The organism is Devosia sp. YR412, assembly GCF_900110945.1.
Lineage (GTDB): Bacteria > Pseudomonadota > Alphaproteobacteria > Rhizobiales > Devosiaceae > Devosia.
The window spans coordinates 518,865-536,201 of record NZ_FOFL01000002.1 but is presented as its reverse complement, the minus strand read 5'-3'; the positions used below and the strand labels follow the sequence as shown (position 1 = coordinate 536,201).

The 17,337-nt window shown below is 63.3% G+C and carries 13 protein-coding genes; 8 read left to right on the top strand and 5 right to left on the bottom strand.

The genetic code is table 11. From position 1 onward, the window contains the following. Window positions 1–64: 64 nt before the first annotated feature. The 3 genes from BM045_RS08895 to BM045_RS08885 are packed head-to-tail and all read left to right on the top strand — an operon-like array spanning window position 65 to window position 4,801. Complete coding sequence (locus tag BM045_RS08895) at window positions 65–1,291, top strand: urate hydroxylase PuuD (RefSeq protein WP_092182327.1); 1,227 nt, start codon at window positions 65–67, stop codon at window positions 1,289–1,291. Next, a complete protein-coding gene (gene guaD / locus BM045_RS08890; protein ID WP_092182325.1) occupies window positions 1,288–2,589 on the top strand; it encodes a guanine deaminase in 1,302 nt (433 codons plus the stop codon). The genes BM045_RS08895 and guaD overlap by 4 nt, the downstream gene beginning before the upstream one ends. A gap of 52 nt (window positions 2,590–2,641) precedes the next feature. Beyond that, complete coding sequence (locus tag BM045_RS08885) at window positions 2,642–4,801, top strand: malate synthase G (protein WP_092182323.1); 2,160 nt, start codon at window positions 2,642–2,644, stop codon at window positions 4,799–4,801. 183 nt (window positions 4,802–4,984) lie between these two features. Here BM045_RS08885 and BM045_RS08880 read toward each other — a convergent pair whose 3' ends face one another. Together BM045_RS08880 and ade are read right to left on the bottom strand one after the other, a co-directional pair. Continuing rightward, on the bottom strand, window positions 4,985–5,740 hold the full coding sequence (locus BM045_RS08880; protein ID WP_092182321.1) for a HugZ family pyridoxamine 5'-phosphate oxidase: 756 nt from the start codon (window positions 5,738–5,740) through the stop codon (window positions 4,985–4,987). 73 nt (window positions 5,741–5,813) lie between these two features. Further along, window positions 5,814–7,523: an adenine deaminase gene (gene ade / locus BM045_RS08875; RefSeq protein WP_092183167.1), complete on the bottom strand. Its 1,710-nt coding sequence runs from the start codon at window positions 7,521–7,523 to the stop codon at window positions 5,814–5,816. Window positions 7,524–7,653: 130 nt separating this feature from the next. Between ade and BM045_RS18890 the strand changes: the two genes are divergently transcribed. Further along, window positions 7,654–7,818: a hypothetical protein gene (locus BM045_RS18890; protein WP_170848446.1), complete on the top strand. Its 165-nt coding sequence runs from the start codon at window positions 7,654–7,656 to the stop codon at window positions 7,816–7,818. Between the two features lie 2 nt (window positions 7,819–7,820). Beyond that, window positions 7,821–8,816 (top strand): DNA topoisomerase IB, encoded by a 996-nt coding sequence (locus tag BM045_RS08870; RefSeq protein WP_092182319.1) that lies wholly within the window; start codon window positions 7,821–7,823, stop codon window positions 8,814–8,816. On the opposite strand, the gene BM045_RS08865 is transcribed toward BM045_RS08870, so the two are convergent. From BM045_RS08865 to BM045_RS08855, 3 genes are all read right to left on the bottom strand, one after another. After that, window positions 8,813–10,231: a diguanylate cyclase domain-containing protein gene (locus BM045_RS08865; protein WP_170848445.1), complete on the bottom strand. Its 1,419-nt coding sequence runs from the start codon at window positions 10,229–10,231 to the stop codon at window positions 8,813–8,815. The two genes, BM045_RS08870 and BM045_RS08865, sit on opposite strands and share 4 nt — an antisense overlap. Before the next feature lie 164 nt (window positions 10,232–10,395). Next, entirely contained in the window at window positions 10,396–12,621 is a 2,226-nt protein-coding gene (locus BM045_RS08860; RefSeq protein ID WP_170848444.1) for a putative bifunctional diguanylate cyclase/phosphodiesterase, read from the bottom strand. A 93-nt stretch (window positions 12,622–12,714) separates the two neighbouring features. Then, a complete protein-coding gene (locus BM045_RS08855; RefSeq protein WP_092182313.1) occupies window positions 12,715–13,932 on the bottom strand; it encodes an ROK family transcriptional regulator in 1,218 nt (405 codons plus the stop codon). A gap of 295 nt (window positions 13,933–14,227) precedes the next feature. On the opposite strand from BM045_RS08855, the gene BM045_RS08850 reads away from it, so the two are divergent. The 3 genes from BM045_RS08850 to BM045_RS08840 all read left to right on the top strand — a co-directional run bounded on the left by BM045_RS08850 (window position 14,228) and on the right by BM045_RS08840 (window position 17,309). Continuing rightward, window positions 14,228–15,256, top strand: coding sequence for a sugar ABC transporter substrate-binding protein (locus BM045_RS08850; RefSeq protein WP_092182311.1), 1,029 nt, complete (start codon window positions 14,228–14,230; stop codon window positions 15,254–15,256). A 170-nt stretch (window positions 15,257–15,426) separates the two neighbouring features. Then, complete coding sequence (locus tag BM045_RS08845) at window positions 15,427–16,503, top strand: ABC transporter permease (protein ID WP_092182309.1); 1,077 nt, start codon at window positions 15,427–15,429, stop codon at window positions 16,501–16,503. Next, window positions 16,500–17,309 (top strand): ATP-binding cassette domain-containing protein, encoded by an 810-nt coding sequence (locus BM045_RS08840; RefSeq protein ID WP_092182307.1) that lies wholly within the window; start codon window positions 16,500–16,502, stop codon window positions 17,307–17,309. The genes BM045_RS08845 and BM045_RS08840 overlap by 4 nt, the downstream gene beginning before the upstream one ends. The last annotated feature ends 28 nt before the right edge of the window (window positions 17,310–17,337 follow it).

Below are 17,337 nucleotides of genomic sequence, written 5' to 3'. Positions count from 1 at the left end.
GACTGACTTCAATCGAGGGGGCGGGTTTCGGCCCGCCCCTTTTTCTTGACTGCAGGAGAAGACGATGCCCGATTATGCGATTGCCTATGAATGGCTGATGTTTGCGGTGCGCTGGCTGCATGTCATCACGGCTATTGCCTGGATCGGCTCGTCGTTTTACTTCATCGCGCTCGACCTTGGCCTGCGCAAGACGCCGAGCCTGCCGCCGCTGGCGCATGGCGAAGAGTGGCAGGTGCATGGCGGCGGTTTCTATCACATCCAGAAATACCTGGTGGCGCCGAAGTTTTTGCCCGAGCACCTGACTTGGTTCAAATGGGAAAGCTATTGGACCTGGCTAAGCGGCTTCATGCTGCTGGCGCTGATCTACTACGTCGGCGCGGATATCTATCTGATCGACCGCAATGTGCTCGATCTGGTGCAATGGCAGGGCATCCTGCTCTCCATCGGCTCCATTGTGCTGGGCTGGGTGGTCTATGACAGCCTCTGCAAGTCACCGATCGGCAATTCGACGACCGGGCTGATGCTGGTGCTGTTTGCGATCCTCGTGGCGATGAGCTGGGGCTATACGCAGCTGTTCACCGGCCGGGCGGCCATGCTGCATATGGGCGCGTTTACCGCGACCATCATGGCGGCCAATGTGGCGATGATCATCATCCCCAACCAGAAGATCGTCGTCGCCGACCTCAAGGCCGGCAAGGTGCCGGATGCCAAATATGGCAAGATCGCCAAGCAGCGCAGCCTGCATAACAACTACCTGACGCTGCCGGTGATCTTTTTCATGCTGAGCAGCCACTATCCGCTGGCTTTCGCCACGCAGTGGAACTGGATCATCGCCTCGCTGATCTTTCTCGTCGGCGTGGTGATCCGGCACTATTTCAACACCCGTCACGCGCGCAAGGGCAATCCGCACTGGACCTGGCTGGCCGCGGTGGTGCTGTTCATCATCATCGCCTGGCTGTCATCGGGCCCCAAGCTCGCCGGCTCGGCGGGAGAGGCGGTGGCGTCTCGGGCGGCCGAGAGCTTTCTCGCTGCAGCACACTTTCCTGCCGCCAGCCTAGCGGTGCAGACCCGCTGCGCCATGTGCCATACGGCCGAGCCGGCCTGGCCGGGTATTTTCGAGCCGCCCAAGAATGTCATCCTCGACAATGACATCGCCATCGCCAACCACGCCAAGGATATTGCCATGCAGGCCGGCTATGCCCATGCCATGCCGCCGGGCAATGTCAGCGAAATGACCAGCGAGGAGCGTGCGCTGCTGGTCGAATGGTTCCGCGAGGGTTCGGGACAATGAGCCAGACTATTTTGCGCGGTCGGGTGCTGACATTCGTCAGCGAACCGCAGGCGATCGACGACGTCGCCAGCTATCGCTACTACGAAGATGGCGGCGTGGTGATCCTCGATGGCAAGATCATTGCCGTTGAGCCCTGGTCGGCGATTGCGCCTCTCGGGGCGGACTATATCGACCACCGGCCGCATCTGATCCTGCCGGGTTTCATCGACATGCATCTGCATTATGTGCAGAGCCAAATGATCGCCTCCTATGCCGGCTCGCTGCTGGAATGGCTCAATACCTATACCTTTGTGGAAGAGCAGAAGTTCAGCCAGCAGGGCCATGCCGGATCGGTGGCATCGGCCTTCTATGACGAGCTGATCCGCAATGGGACCACCACGGCGGTGGCCTATTGCTCGAGCCATCCGCGCAGCGTCGATGCCTATTTCGCCGAGGCGGAACAGCGCAACATGCTGATGCTGGGCGGCAAGGTGATGATGGATCGCAATGCGCCGGACGCGCTCTGCGATACGGCGCAGTCGAGCTATGACGATACGAAAGAGCTGATTGCGCGGTGGCACGGTCGCGGCCGCGGGCTCTATGCCATCTCGCCGCGCTTTGCCATCACCTCGACGCCGGGGCAGCTGGAAGCGGCGCAGGCTTTGGTGGCCGAGCATCCGGAAGCCTATGTTCAGACCCATCTCAGCGAGAATGACGCCGAGATCAGCTACTCGATGGAGCTCTATCCGGACGCGCCGGACTATACCGGCATCTATGAGAATTATGGGCTGCTTGGGCCCAAGACGCTGCTGGGTCACTGCATCCATCTCAACCACCGCGAGACGGGCGTCCTGGCGGAAACCGGATCGGTGGCGGTGTTCTGCCCGACGTCCAACCTGTTCCTCGGGTCCGGCCTGTTCGATCGCGAGCGCTTGGTCAAGCATGGCGTGCGGATCGGGCTGGCTACCGATATCGGCGGGGGAACCAGCTATTCCATGCTGCGCACCATGGACGAGGGCTACAAGATCCTTCAATTGCGGGGGCAAAGGCTCAATCCATTTGCCTCGTTTTACATGGCGACGCTGGGCAATGCGCGGTCGCTGTCACTCGACGGGACCATTGGCGCGGTGGCGCCGGGCAATGCGGCGGACCTTGTCGTGCTCAATGCTGCGGCGACGCCGGCCATGGCCCTGCGCATGGCAACGGTGAACAGCCTGGCCGAGGAATTGTTCCTGCTGCAGACCATGGGCGACGACCGTTCGGTGGCCGAAGTCTATGTCGCTGGTGCAAGGGCGAAGTCTACTTTAGGCGGGTTGTGACGGTTCTGCGCATGACTTAAGTCTGTTCAGTCCGCACAAAAAGGAAGCAGTTATGAGCGATTACCTGACGAAATCGGCCCTCTCAGTTCACCCACTGCTGGTCGAATTCGTCGAACGGGAAGCGCTCCCAGGGCTGTCGGTTACGGCGGAGCAGTTCTGGGCCGGCTTTGCCGCGCTGGTGGCCGAACACGGCCCAACCAATGCGCGGCTCTTGCAGAAGCGCGACGCGCTGCAGAGCCAGATCGATGAGTGGCACCACAAATATGGCCCCGTCGCCAACAATCCGCAGGGCTATGAATTCTTCCTGCGCGAGATCGGCTATCTCGTGCCCGAGCCGGGCGATTTCACCATCGAGAGCACGGGGCTCGATCCGGAAATTACCTCGCTCTGCGGGCCGCAGCTGGTGGTGCCGGTCAGCAATGCCCGTTACGCCCTGAACGCCGCCAATGCGCGCTGGGGCAGCCTCTATGATGCGCTCTATGGCACCGATGTGATTTCGCGCGACGGCGATCTGGCGCCGGGCAAGGGCTTCAACACCTCTCGCGCCGCAGCCGTGGTCGAGCGGGCGGCGCAGTTTCTCGACGAGAATTTTCCGCTGGCCACGGGCAGCCATCGCGAGGTCACCGGTTATCACGTGGTCAAGGATGGCGAAACGCGGCATCTGCAGGTAGACACCGCCGCGGGCCGCACCGGGCTGCGTGATCCGGGCGCCTTTGTCGGCTATGGCGGCACTCAGGAAAGCGGGCAACTGGTGCTCAAGCACCATGGCCTGCATGTCATCCTAGTCATCGAGCCGGGCTCGGTGATCGGCGGCACGCATGCGGCAGGCTTAAGCGATGTGATCGTCGAGGCGGCGCTGACGACGATCCAGGATTGCGAGGATTCTGTCGCGGCGGTGGATGCCGAGGACAAGGTCGGCGTCTATCGCAACTGGCTGGGCCTGATGAACGGCACGCTGGAAGATACGTTCGACAAAAGCGGCAAGAGCGTTACGCGCAAGCTCAACGAGGACCGGACCTACAAGGACGTCAACGGCCAGCCGCTGACCCTCAAGGGCCGCTCGCTGCTGCTGGTGCGCAATGTCGGCCACCTGATGACCACGGATGCTGTGCTGTTTGACGGCAAGCCGATCGGCGAGGGCCTGATGGATGCGGCGCTGACCGTGCTCTGCGCCATGCACGACAAGGTCAACAGCACCACGGGCGCCATCTATATCGTCAAGCCGAAGATGCATGGGCCGGAAGAGGTCGCCTTCGCCTGTGCGATCTTTGCCTCGGTGGAACAGTTTCTGGGTCTGGCGCCGAACACCATCAAGATCGGCATTATGGATGAGGAGCGCCGCACCTCGGCCAATCTCAAGGCGGCGATCTATGAGGCGCGGGCGCGGGTTTTCTTCATCAACACCGGCTTCCTCGATCGCACCGGCGACGAAATCCATACTTCCATGGAAGCCGGCGCCGTGTTGTGCAAGGACGAGATAAAGTCCGAGCGCTGGATCAGCTCTTATGAAGACCGCAATGTGCTGATCGGGCTGGCCTGTGGCCTCTCTGGCCGGGCGCAGATCGGCAAGGGCATGTGGGCGCGGCCGGACGATATGGCGGCGATGATGGAGGCCAAGTCGGGCCATCCGAACGCAGGCGCCAATACGGCCTGGGTGCCATCGCCGACGGCAGCCACGCTGCATGCTTTGCATTATCACCAGATCGACGTGTTTGCCGCGCAGCAACGCCGGCATAACCAGGATGTACCGCCGCTGAGCGATCTGTTCTCCATGCCGGTGCAGGCGCCATTCTCGCTGAGCCGCGAGGAGATCACGCGCGAGCTGGAAAACAATGCGCAGGGAATTCTCGGCTATGTGGTGCGCTGGGTGCAGCAGGGCGTCGGCTGTTCCAAGGTGCCGGACATCAACAATGTCGGGCTGATGGAAGATCGTGCCACTTGCCGGATTTCATCGCAGGCGGTGGCGAACTGGCTGCGGCATGGGCTGGTGAGCCGCGACGAAGTGACGGCGGTGTTCGAGCGCATGGCCGCGGTGGTCGATGCGCAGAATGCCGGGGATCCGATCTATCGGCCGATGGCGGAGAATTTTGCCTCGGTGGCATTTCAGGCGGCGCTGGACCTGGCACTGCATGGGGCGGACCAGCCGAGCGGGTATACCGAACCGCTGCTGCATGCGGCGCGGCGGAAGGTGAAGGCGCGCGATAAGCATTGAGTGCCGGACGGCCGGACCAGACTATTCAAAGCTTTGTGGCTCCCAACCCCACCCTCAATCCCTCCCCACAAGGGGGAGGGAGACGATGAACACGGGCATTCGGGCTTGCTCATGCCTCCCCTGAATGGGGAGGGTGGCCCCGAAGGGGTCGGGTGGGGTGATGATTGGGCAATGAGCCCTGAGCTAATCCCCCAGCGCCATCCGTGCCGTCTTGGCCATCTTCACCAGAGTCATGTGCATATCTTCCGGCACACTGAGCTGCTCGTCGAAGAAGATCCGCCGGATATCATCGCCCAGCGCGATGTTGATGCCTTCGGCGTCGATGCCGGCTAGCGCCCAATTGCCGGTCGGGGCCTGCAAATAGTGGCGGGCGTAGTTGTTGACGGCGTCGAAGTGATCTTCGTTCATGTGTTCGACGGCATGGGCTTCGGCCGCGGCCAGCGCCGGGTCGGCCTTGGACAGCAGGTGCTCCGCGGTCATGGCAAAGGCCTTGCCGAAGCCGCCATTGAAGCTTGCCGATTGCGGTTCGAGCCGGAACAGGCGGAAATCGCCGAGGCCGATATAGAGCTTGGCCTTGGGCTGGTGCGCCAGGTAGCGGGCGCCAATGCGGGCGGCTTCGGGCGTGTCGCGCTCGATCATCACCGCTTTGGTGGCGATGGAAATGCGCGGATAGGCCAGTGGATCGCCCTTGCCGGGCTCGCCCAGTAGCAGCGACGCGCGCGGATCATGGACCAGGGCCTGGAAATGGGCGGCAAGGCCCGAAATCAGGATGACCGGCACGCCGTCAAAATCCGTGGTGATGCCGACGCGGCTGACCAGCGGCGCGCCACTGACCGGATCGAGCACGGCGAGGGCGCCATAGCGGGCGGTGCGGATAATGGTCTTGACCTGACGGATGACCTGATCATCGACGGGCTGCAGGAAGTCTTTTTCGGTCATTTTTGGGCTCGATAGGGCGGGCGGAAACTGGCCGCACTAGAGCCCAAGCAAAGTTGAATTTCAATGTCCGAATTTAGTCGACGAAATCGAACAGATCGACGTCGAACAGGCCGCGGTCGGTCATCTTGAGATGCGGGATGACGGGGAGGGCAAGGAAGGCGACCTGAAGGAAGGGTTCGGGCAGCACGCAGTCGAGCGCATAGGCCGCGTCGCGCAGGGCATGGAGATCGTGGGTCACCTCTTCGAAGGGCTTGGGGCTCATCAAGCCGGCAATCGGCAGTGCCAGTTCGGCGGTGACCTTGCCGCCATCGGAGACAACGAAGCCGCCTTTCAGCTCAATCAGCCGGTTGACGGCGACGGCCATGTCCTCGTCGGTGGCGCCGATCACCGTGATATTGTGGCTGTCGTGGCCGACCGAGGAAGCGATGGCGCCGCGCTTGAGGCCGAAGCCACGCACGAAGCCGCGGCCGATATTGCCGTTGATGCCATGGCGCTCGATGACGGTGACTTTGAGCACGTCATTGGCGAGATCAGGCAGCGTGCCGCGCTCGCTGCTGGGCAGGGTGGCGCTGTCGCGGAAGGTGAGGATCAGGCCCGGCTTGACGCCGATCACCGGGGTCTGGTTGCGGTCGGCTCGCGCCGGGACGATGAAGTCATCGGCGCTGACCGGCTTGGCTTTCATCGAGGTGAGGCCCACCGGCTCCACCGGCTTGCGCGCCGCAAAGAGGTCGGGGCCGACGAGGCGGCCGGCGGTGATGACATCGCTGACGCGGCAATCTTCGAGGCTGTTGAGCAGCGCGATATCGGCGCGCCAGCCGGGGGCGACGAGGCCGCGGTCGGCGAGGCCGAAGATGCGGGCAGCCGAGTGACTGGCGGCGCGGTAGACATGGTGCAGCGGGCGGCCCATGGCGATGAGGCGGCGGATGGAGCTATCGAGATGGCCCTCCTCGGCGATATCGAGCGGATTGCGGTCATCGGTGCAGAGGGCGACGAAGCTCGAGGTGTTTTCATCCAGCACCTCGGCCAGCGCCTTGAGGTCCTTGGAGACCGAACCTTCGCGGATCAGGATGGCCATGCCCTTGGAAAGCTTTTCGCGCGCTTCGGCGGCGCTGGTGGCTTCGTGGTCGGTGCGGATGGCGGCGGCGAGGTAGCCGTTGAGTGCCGCGCCGAGCAGCAGCGGCGCATGGCCATCGATATGGCCGGTCTGGAAGGCCACGAGCTTGGCGATGATGCCCGGATCGGCATTCAGCACGCCAGGGAAATTCATCATTTCGGCGAGGCCGATGACCTTGGGGTGGGCGCGGAAGGGTTCGAGATCCTCGATCTCCAATGCCGCACCGGCGGTCTCGAAGGCGGTGGCCGGGACGCAGGAGGAGAGGTTGACGCGCACGTCCATCACGGTCTGTTCGGCGCAGTCGAGGAAGTATCTGATGCCCTCAGCGCCCAGCACATTGGCGATCTCGTGCGGATCGCAGATCACCGTGGTGACGCCATGCGGCAGCACACAACGGTCGAATTCGTAAGGGGTAACGAGCGAGGATTCGATGTGGAGATGGGTGTCGATAAATCCGGGCACCGCATAGCGACCCGTGCCGTCGATCGTCACCTTGCCGTCGTAGCTGGCGTGGGTGCCAACGATCCTGTCGCCGACAATGGCGATGTCGGTCTCGGTCACCGCGCCGGCGATGACATCGAGCAGTCGCACATTCTTGATGACGAGATCTGCAGGCGCCTTGCCCTGTCCGGCCATGATCATGCGGGTGAGGGTTTCGGCGTCGGTCATGGGGTTTTCCTGCGATTTGCTCATGGGCAAGGGTCGGCTGTGCGGGGGACTGCGTCAAGGGCGCAGGTGACGCGAGCGGAACCGCGAGGCGCGGGCTACGTTGGAGCAGACAGCAGCAAGGAGAGCGTCGATGCCCCAACCCACCTATGATCCCGACAAGAGTGCCACCGATGTGCGCCAGGCCAATCCGCGCAAGATGAACCTGCGGGTGCTGGTCACCTCGCTGATCGGCGTGGTGGTGCTGTTTGCCATCATCTATGTGATCTTCTCGATGACCCAGACAGCACCGGCATAATCATGCGCCTGGTCCGGGTGAACCGCAGCGATCTGACCCTTGTCCGCGCCAAGAGCGGCAAGGGCTTTTCCTATCGGGATGGGGCGGGTGTGCTGATTGCCGATGCGGCCACACGGGCGCGTATCAAGGCCCTGGGCATTCCGCCGGCATGGAAGACGGTGCGCATTGCGGCCAGCGAGAAGGCGCATATCCAGGTGCTGGGTGTGGATGAGGCGGGCCGCGAGCAATATATCTATCATCCCGATTGGGAATTGCGTCGCGACGGCAAGAAGCAGAAGCGGCTGGCGGCGCTGACGGCGGTTTTGCCGCGGGTGCGGAAGAAGATTGCCGAAGGGCTGGGCGCCGAAACCGGCAGTCGCGAGCTGGCCATGGCAATTGCCGTAGCGTTGATCGACAAGACGGCGATGCGGGTGGGGCGTGAGAAATATCTCGATGCCAACGGCACGCGCGGCGCGGGTACGCTGTATGCGCGTGATGTGCGGGTGGCCGGCGACGAGGTCTGCATGGCCTTCGATGCCAAGGGCGGCAAACGGGCGGAGTATTGCCTGACAGATGCGCGGCTCGCCGATGCGGTAGGGCGGATCAAGACGTTGTCCGGCAAGCGCTTGCTGGTCTATCGCGACGAGGCGGGCAAAGTGAGGCCGATCAACACCTCGGCGATCAATGACTATCTGCGCGAACTGGCGGGGGTCGATATTTCCGCCAAGGATTTCCGTACGCTGCATGCCAGCTCGCTGGCCGGCGAGGTGCTGGCACAATTGGTGCCGGGCACGTCGGAAACGGCGCGGCGGCGGCAGATGGCTCAGGTCGCCAAACAGGTCTCGGAAGTGCTGCGCAATACGCCGGCAATCTGCCGCAAGAGCTATATCGCGCCCTGCCTGTTCAAGCTTTTCGACAAGGGCAAGCTCAAGCCCCTGTGGGATGGTGCAGGCAATGGTCGAGCGGGTTTGTTGGCGCGGGAGAAGCGGCTCGGCGTTGTGCTAGCCGCGATGGCCTAGGCTTTGCGCGGCTGGAAGGCCTGCTGCACGGCGAGGTTTAGCTGCACGGGATGACCGGCCGGCAGGACAATTTCGGGATTGAAGCAATAGCGGTTTCGCCCGCCGGATTTGGCGAGATAGAGCGCCTCGTCGGCGAGCTTGACCAGATCGGCCTGATTGTCGGCGAGGTCTGGGGCGGTAGCAATGCCGATGCTGACGCCGATTTCGACGGGCGTGCCGGAGAGCTGGAATGGGGTATGCAGCCGGTCGATGACGCGCTGCGCAAGGCGGCCGGCGTCGGAATGCAGGTTGATGCCGATCTGGATGATGGCGAATTCGTCGCCGCCGAAGCGGACCAAGGTATCCGTCGCGCGCAATGTCGCGGTAATGCGGGCGCCGACCTGGCGCAGCAATTCGTCACCGGCGTCATGGCCCAATGTGTCATTGACCTGTTTGAAACGGTCGAGATCGAGCGCCAGCACGGCAATGCCCGGTTTGCCCCGTGGCAGGTCCTGCAGCGCCACGGCTAGCCTCTCCTCGAACAACGAGCGATTGCCGAGGCCGGTGAGCGGGTCATGCAGGGCACGGTGCTGGGCTTCGGCGCGCTCGGCCTGCAATTCGTCGGAGGCGCGCTGCAGGTTGCGCATCAGAAGGACGATGATGGTGCCGGCGACGGCCAGCGCGCCGAGCAGGGCGGGCAGGGTATCGCCCAGCATGCGGGCGCCGGGGCGGTCGGGCTGCCAGATGAACCAGGCGACCGGGCGGCCATTCATGCCGCGAATGGCGAGGGCGGCTTCCGAGCCGGTGTTGGTTGGCGTGATATCGAAGCGCGCGTCGGTGAACAGATATTGGCTGCTCAGCGCCATGGCCATCTGCCGGTCGAGCAGCACGGCGGCGACATAGACCGGTTCGCGGCCAAGCTGGGGGAAATCCATGCTCATGGCCGGCAGCATGGGCATGACGCTGACGATGGCGGGCTGGTCGTCGAGCAAGGCGACATCGGCCACCGAGGGCATCTGGCCGCGGATGAAGCTGTTATAGGCCTCGATGACGGCCAGGTTGCCCGGCGAATGCAGCTGGGCGATCAGCGGCAGCACCGACGCGCGCACGGTGCCGAAGGAAGCGGCCGGTGCCTCGTCGCCGTCGCGCATGGCATAGACCGGGTTGGTATCGGCATCGAGCAGATAGACACGGTTCTGGCCGTGCTTCTCATAGGCGGGAGCGCCGACATGGTCGTTGAGCCAGTTGGTGTCGTGACTGGCGATAGCGGTCAGCGCTTCGTCACCAATGGCGAGGTCGGCCTGGCGCTGCGGCACGGCGGCGATCTGGTCCTGCATGGCGCGCTCGACCAGAGTCGCCTGACGCGCCAGGGCCTCGGCATCGGTGCGGCTGATCGACCAGGCGATGAAGGCCGTGACCGTAGCGATGGTCGTCAAAATCGCAACCACGACCGGCACGAGGACCTTTCGCGAGAACTCCCATCCCGATTGACGTGGCGCAGGCATGCTCGGATACCCCGATGGATTCACCGAGTGTGCTTAACGCCCCTTAGCGAGTGATGAATTTGCGCTGCCAATGTGGAATGGAGTTAATCGGGTCTTCACGCGGCATGCGTAGTTGAGCGGCGTTTTGCCGGGGTATCCTGCGCCGCAAACAGCGTGCTGATGCGTTCAGCGGCCACGCCGCCAGAGAACAGGAAGCCCTGGAGGGTATTGCAGCCGAGCTGGCTGAGGATGAAAGCCTGTTCCTCGGTCTCGACGCCTTCGGCGGTGACTTCGAGGTCCATGGCATGGGCCAGGGTGACGATCGCCTGGGTGATGGCGACCGAAACATGGCCATCGCTGAGCTGCATGACGAAGGAGCGGTCGATCTTGATGCGATCAACGGGATAGCGCTTGAGATAGCTGAGCGAAGAATAGCCTGTGCCGAAGTCATCCAGCGCGATGTGGATGCCCGCCGCACGGAAGGTCTTGAGGTGCTGGGCCGAGACATGCTCATCGTCGAGCAGGATGGACTCAGTGATTTCAAGCTCGAGATCGGCCGGCTGCATGCCGCTCTGGCGCAGGATGTCGAAGACCTGATTGGCAAAGCGCGGATTGCGCAATTGGGTCGGCGAGATGTTGACGGCAATGGTGCGGCCCGGCGCGGTGGCGCCGAGCGCGCAAGCGCGGCGCAGCACGAATTCGCCCAAGGCATCGATCAGGCCGGTAGCCTCGGCGACGGGAATGAAGCGGGCCGGAGAGATATGGCCGAATTTTGGATGATGCCAGCGGGCCAGGGCTTCGGCGCCGATCACCTCGCGGCTGTGCTGATCGACCAGCGGTTGGAACACCACGTTCAACTGGTCTTCGCGCTGCAGGGCTTCGCGCAATTCGCCTTCGATGGTGTGCTGGAGCTGGACCAGCTCGTTCATATGCTCTTCGTAGACCACGGCACGGTTGCGGCCGCCGGACTTGGCCTCGTAAAGCGCGATATCGGCCTTGCGCATCAGCTCGCGCGGCTCGGCATTACCGCCGACGGCGCTGACGATGCCGATGCTGGCGCCGACATGGGCCTTGAACTGCTGCAGGTCGAAGGGCTTGCCGATGGTGTCGATGATGCGGGAGGCCACGGCCGTGGGGTCGACGTCATATTCCTGGGCTTCGATCATCACGACGAATTCGTCGCCGCCGAGCCGGGCGATCAGCACATCGGGGCCGACGATGGTGCGGATGCGGCGGCCAACGGCACAGATCAGCTCGTCGCCGGCCTGGTGGCCCAGCGTGTCATTGACTTGCTTGAAGCGATCGAGGTCGAGCATCAACAAGGCCACGTAGCTGTTCGGGGCGCTCTGCTCGGTGAGGGCGCGGGCCAGTGCGCCATCGAGGCTGGCGCGATTGGGCAGGCCGGTCAGCCGATCATGCGCGGCCTGGTATTCAGCGTTTTTCCGGCCGGCCTCAATGGCGGCAGAGGATTGCCGCAACTGGCGCAGCAGCAGGAAAACCAGCACGGCGGCGATGATGAAGGCGGCGAGCAGGGCCGGCCCCATGTGGCGCAGCATCATCAGGCCGGGCCGGTCGCGGTCCCATTCGAAGAAGGCGACGAAGCGACCCGAGTTGCTGAACACCGGAAACACGGCGCGCGCCTCATCATCGGGCCGGGTCAGGCTGAAGTGACCATTTTCGAACATGAACTCGCGGCTGAGATAGTCCGATGCCTGCTGGTCGAGCAGTTTTATGCCGGCGAGCAGCGTCTGGGTGCCCGGGCTTTGCGCCACGGTGCCGGTGGCAGAAGAGATGGCCATCACGCCGATCATGGCGGGCATGCCGTCGATCACGGCGAGATCGGACAGGGCGCGGGCCGGGGCAAAATGCCCCGCCGTCGTGGGCTGGACCGGCATGGCGCGAACATCGTCGATCAAGGCACGCAGCGGTGCAGCCAGCTGTTCGAACGCCGGCTGTTCGACGGTGACGCCGTTTTCCATGATGTAGAGCGGGTGGCCGGCGGCATCGAGAACCACGGTCAGGTCGTGGCCATAGACGTCATGCAGCCATTTGCCGAGATTGGCGTCGACCCACTGGAAGTTGAGGATCACGCCGGCATTGACGACGGTATCGTTGCGGGTGGCGACAGTCCCCAATTGCTGCACCAGCAGGCCGCGCCGGGTGGCCATGACGCCTTGCAACATGGCCTGCTGCCGCTCGACGGCGCGCTGGTCAATATTGGTGGTGGTCCAGAACACGAAGGCGAGCACCGCCGCGGCCGTGATGACCAGGGCCAGCACGACAGGCAGCAGAACGGCGGCAGAGAATTGCCAGCGCTGAAGCGTCGATGTTTTGGCCTGCATCCCCATACCGCTGCCATACGTGTGTACACGGAGCATAGCGGCAGGGCATTGCGGAGTAGTTACCGGGTCTAACTCAGAAAATGCCCAAGTTGATCAAGGACTTTCCTTGAACAGTACTTCGCGGTCCTGGGTGAAATTGGCGAGCAGGGGCAGACAGGCGCCGCCGATCTCGCGGGCGCCAAAGCCAATAGTGCCCTCGGCGATGCTGAACGGGGCAAGACCCTGCAGGTCGAAATCGTTGAGGGCGGCTTGCGTGGCCTCGACCAGTGCAGCGCGCACCGAGGCGGGGAAGGCGCCATCGATCACCACGCTGCGGAAGTCGACGATGGACACGGCGCTGACGGCGGCGAGAGCCAGGCTATGGGCTGCCTCGTTGATCCAGTCGAGCAGCGGCTGGCCCAGTTCGCCCCAGGCGCCGGGCTCGCGCCAGAGGGTTTGCGGGTCGATGCCCGCGGCTTCAAGCCTTTCGGCCAGCACGTAGATCGAGGCGCTGCGGATCAACTGCTGGAAGCCGCCGGCTCCATTGGGCACGGGCAGGGGGCCGATGGCGCCGCCATAGCCGGTGCGGCCGGGAAACAGGTGGCCATTGAGCACCACTCCGCCGCCGATGAAGGAGCCGAGGAAAATATAGAGGAAGTCATCGCCATGCTGGCCATTGCCGAGCACCAGTTCGGCGGCACAGGCGGCGGTGCCGTCATTGTGGAAATACACCGGCCAGGGACTGATACCGGCGATATCGGCGCGGATGTCGGCTTGGCGCCAGGCTTCGAGCACATCGGGCGGCGCGCCGAGCTGGCTTTCCCAATTCCACAGTTCGAAGGGTGAGGCGATGCCGAAACCGGCGATGCGGCGGCGCTCGGCGGCATCGAGCACCGGCGTCAGTTCGTCGATGCCGCGCCTGGCCAGGATGCGGATGATGTCAGGGGTCGGATAGGGGTGCGGCTGGTGAATGCGGCCGAGCACCGCGCCGGCAAAATCCATCAGCACGACGTCCGAGCTGCGACGGCCAATCTTGAGGCCGAGGAAAAACGCCCCGCGCGCATTGAGCGCATAGGGCACCAGGGGCTGGCCCACCTTGCCGCGCAGCGGATCGAGCCTTGTAATGATGCCGTCAGCCTCAAGGCCATTGGCTATTGTGGAAATGGTCTGCGGCGATAGGCCGGTGCGGCGGGCGATATCGGCCTTGGGCAGGCTGCCGTGGCGGCGGATAAGCGACAGTACCAGGCGCTCGTTGTAAAGCCGCACGCCGGTCTGGTTGGTGCCGCGGCTCAGATCGTCCAGCCCTGTGCGCGCCATGCCCCGCCTGACCATAAGGCACTCCCCGTTAACGCCATGAAACTGCTGGCAGAAGCAGTCATAGGCGGCATGGAACGCTGATTGGCAATCCTTTTCAGAGCTTTATCAAGCGACCCCGCGTCGCAGCAAAAGCCAATGGGTTAGGCCTGTCAATTAATAAATCAATTGGAGTGATCTATTGACAGGCTGCGGATGATGCACTGATATGGCGGCGACGGAGCCGGTGGGAGGAGACTCATCCGGTGTCCTGAAGCGGAGCGAGGACTGGCAACCAGCCCATCCGCAATTTGAAATCTCGGAGGAGATATCCATGGGTAAGTTCTTGAAGGTCGCGGCCGCCTCGGCCGTGATGCTCGGTTTGATGTGCGGTACCGCCGCCTATGCGCAGGAGATCGTCGTCGGTCTCATCACCAAGACCGAAGGCAATCCGTTCTTCGTCAAGATGCGCGAGGGCGCCCAGGCCAAGGCCGACGAGCTCGGCATCGAGCTGCGCACCTTTGCCGGCAAGTTCGACGGCGACAATGACAGCCAGATCGCAGCCATCGAAAACCTGACCGCCGCCGGCGCCAAGGGCTTTGCCATCGTGCCATCGGATTCCAGCGCCATCGTGCCGGCGATCCAGCAGGCGCGCGACGCCGGGCTGCTGGTCATCGTGCTCGATACGCCGCTCGATCCGATCGATGCGGCCGACGCGACCTTTGCCACCGACAATCGCCAGGCCGGCCGGCTGATCGGCTCCTGGGCCAAGGGCACGCTGGGCGATGCCGCCGCCAATGCCAAGATCGCCTTCCTCGACCTCGCGGTGAACCAGCCGACCGTCGACTACCTGCGCGACCAGGGCTTCATGGAAGGCTTCGGCATCGACGTGAAGGATGCCAATAAATATGGCGACGAAGACGATGCCCGCATCTGCGGCCATGAAGTGACCGGCGGCGCCGAAGACGGTGGCCGTACCGGCATGGAAACGCTGCTGCAGAAATGCCCGGATATCAACGTGGTCTATACGATCAACGAACCCTCGGCTGCCGGCGCCTACGAAGCGCTCAAGGCGATCGGCCGCGATGACGGCTCGGTGCTGATCGTCTCGGTCGATGGCGGCTGCCCGGGCGTCGCCAACGTCAAGGACGGCGTGATCGGCGCCACCAGCCAGCAATATCCGCTGCTGATGGCTTCGATGGCGATGGAAGCGATCAAGAAGTTCGCCGAGACCGGAGAAAAGCCGGCGGTGACCGAAGGGCTGGACTTCTTCGACACCGGTGCTGCGCTGGTGACGGACAAGCCGGTGGCTGGGGTGGAATCCATCGACACTGCTAAGGGCGCCGAGCTCTGCTGGGGCTAAGCCAATATTGAGCATTCAGAGGGTGGGCATCACCCCACCCTCAATCCCTCCCCATTCAGGGGAGGGAGGCGCCAGCTTCAATGCCCGTGTTCATCGTCTCCCTCCCCCTTGTGGGGAGGGATCAAGGGTGGGGGTGGGGTTGGGCACGGGGCTTTGGGAGGAGTTCTTGCATGAGCGATGATGCAGCCGGTTCGGCGACGGCGGAAAAGGGGCTGGCGGGCAGCTCTCATGGCGTGGCCAGTTTTGACGAGGATTCGCCCAGCCCGATCCGGCGCTTGCAGGCCTTCCTGCACACCTATCCGACCGCCATTCCCTTCATCGTGCTGATCGTCGGCATTGCCATCTTTTCGGTGGCGGCTGGCAGCAAATTCTTCGCACCATTCAACCTGTCGCTGGTGCTGCAGCAGGTGACCATCATCGGCGTGCTGGGCATTGCCCAGACGCTGATTATCCTCACCGCCGGCATCGATCTTTCGGTCGGCGCCATCATGATCCTCTCGTCAATCGTCATGGGGAGGCTGTCGGTGGTGGCTGGCGTGCCGGTGGAAATCAGCTTCGTGCTGGGTGTCGGCACCGGCATTTTGTGCGGTTTTATCAATGGCGTGCTGGTGGCGCTGGTGAAGCTGCCGCCCTTTATCGTGACATTGGGCACCTGGTCGATTTATGGCGCCATGGTGATCTTCATCTCAAATTCCGAGACCATCCGCAGCCAGGATATCGCGGCCATTGCCCCCATGCTGCAATGGATGGGGGCCCGCGTGGCGCTGGGCGGCGGGGCGATCCTCACAGCCGGCTCGATGGTGATGATCCTGATCGCCGCCTCGGTCTGGTACATCCTCAACCGCACCGCCTTCGGCCGGCATATCTATGCCACCGGCGATGATCCGGAAGCGGCGCGGCTGGCCGGTATCAACACCACCATGACGCTGATCGGCGTCTATACGCTGGCCGGTTTCATTTGTGCGCTGGCGAGCTGGGTTCTGATCGGCCGCGTTGGCGCCGTCTCTCCGCTTGGCAGCCAGACCGCCAATCTCGACTCCATCACCGCCGTGGTGATCGGCGGCACTTCGCTGTTCGGCGGGCGCGGCTCGATCATTGGCACGCTGCTCGGCGCCTTGATCGTGGGCATGTTCCGCAATGGGCTGGCGCTCGCCGGGGTTGACGTGTTGTGGCAGGAATTTGCCGTCGGCGCCCTCATCATCATCGCGGTCACCACTGACCAGTGGATCAGGAAGATTTCGGCATGAGCTTGGATCAATTTGCCGCCCTCACCGCCACGCCGATTGCCGGTGTGCAGCCCATCCTGTCGGCCACCGGATTGCAGAAGCGCTATGGCAAGGTGGTGGCGCTGGACAATGCCGACTTTGAGCTGATGCCGGGCGAAATCCTCGCCGTCATTGGCGATAATGGCGCCGGCAAGACCAGTCTCATCAAGGCACTGTGCGGCGCCATGATCCCCGATGCAGGGGTCATCAAGCTCGATGGATCGCCGATCAGCTTCAAGTCGCCGATGGATGCACGGCTGGCCGGGATCGAGACCGTGTATCAGAACCTCGCCCTGTCGCCGGCGCTGTCGATTGCCGACAACCTGTTTCTCGGCCGCGAGATGCGCAAGCCGGGGCCGCTGGGCAGCCTGTTCCGCTTGCTCGATCGGTCAGCGATGAACAGGCTGGCGCGGGAAAAGCTCAGCGAATTGGGCTTGATGACCATCCAGAATATCAACCAGTCGGTGGAAACGCTGTCGGGTGGGCAGCGACAGGGTGTTGCCGTGGCGCGAGCGGCGGCGTTTGGCTCCAAAGTAGTGATCATGGACGAGCCGACGGCGGCGCTGGGTGTCAAGGAAAGCCGGCGTGTGCTGGAGCTGATGCTGGACGTCAAGCGCCGCGGCATGCCAATCGTGTTGATCTCGCATAACATGCCGCATGTCTTCGAGGTGGCGGATCGCATCCATATCCACCGGCTGGGCAAGCGCATCGCGGTGATCCGACCCAAGGATTATTCCATGTCTGACGCTGTGGCGATTATGACCGGCGCCATGCCCCCACCGGCCTGATCGCCGTACCAAAACCGCTATTCCGACC

Excerpts from the sequence above, each read along its gene's own strand:
- BM045_RS08895 (WP_092182327.1), top strand. The coding sequence starts at position 65 with ATGCCCGATTATGCGATTGCCTATGAATGGCTGATGTTTGCGGTGCGC.
- guaD (WP_092182325.1), top strand. The coding sequence starts at position 1,288 with ATGAGCCAGACTATTTTGCGCGGTCGGGTGCTGACATTCGTCAGCGAA.
- BM045_RS08885 (WP_092182323.1), top strand. The coding sequence starts at position 2,642 with ATGAGCGATTACCTGACGAAATCGGCCCTCTCAGTTCACCCACTGCTG.
- BM045_RS08880 (WP_092182321.1), bottom strand. The coding sequence starts at position 5,740 with ATGACCGAAAAAGACTTCCTGCAGCCCGTCGATGATCAGGTCATCCGT.
- ade (WP_092183167.1), bottom strand. The coding sequence starts at position 7,523 with ATGACCGACGCCGAAACCCTCACCCGCATGATCATGGCCGGACAGGGC.
- BM045_RS18890 (WP_170848446.1), top strand. The coding sequence starts at position 7,654 with ATGCCCCAACCCACCTATGATCCCGACAAGAGTGCCACCGATGTGCGC.
- BM045_RS08870 (WP_092182319.1), top strand. The coding sequence starts at position 7,821 with ATGCGCCTGGTCCGGGTGAACCGCAGCGATCTGACCCTTGTCCGCGCC.
- BM045_RS08860 (WP_170848444.1), bottom strand. The coding sequence starts at position 12,621 with ATGCAGGCCAAAACATCGACGCTTCAGCGCTGGCAATTCTCTGCCGCC.
- BM045_RS08855 (WP_092182313.1), bottom strand. The coding sequence starts at position 13,932 with ATGGTCAGGCGGGGCATGGCGCGCACAGGGCTGGACGATCTGAGCCGC.
- BM045_RS08850 (WP_092182311.1), top strand. The coding sequence starts at position 14,228 with ATGGGTAAGTTCTTGAAGGTCGCGGCCGCCTCGGCCGTGATGCTCGGT.
- BM045_RS08845 (WP_092182309.1), top strand. The coding sequence starts at position 15,427 with ATGAGCGATGATGCAGCCGGTTCGGCGACGGCGGAAAAGGGGCTGGCG.
- BM045_RS08840 (WP_092182307.1), top strand. The coding sequence starts at position 16,500 with ATGAGCTTGGATCAATTTGCCGCCCTCACCGCCACGCCGATTGCCGGT.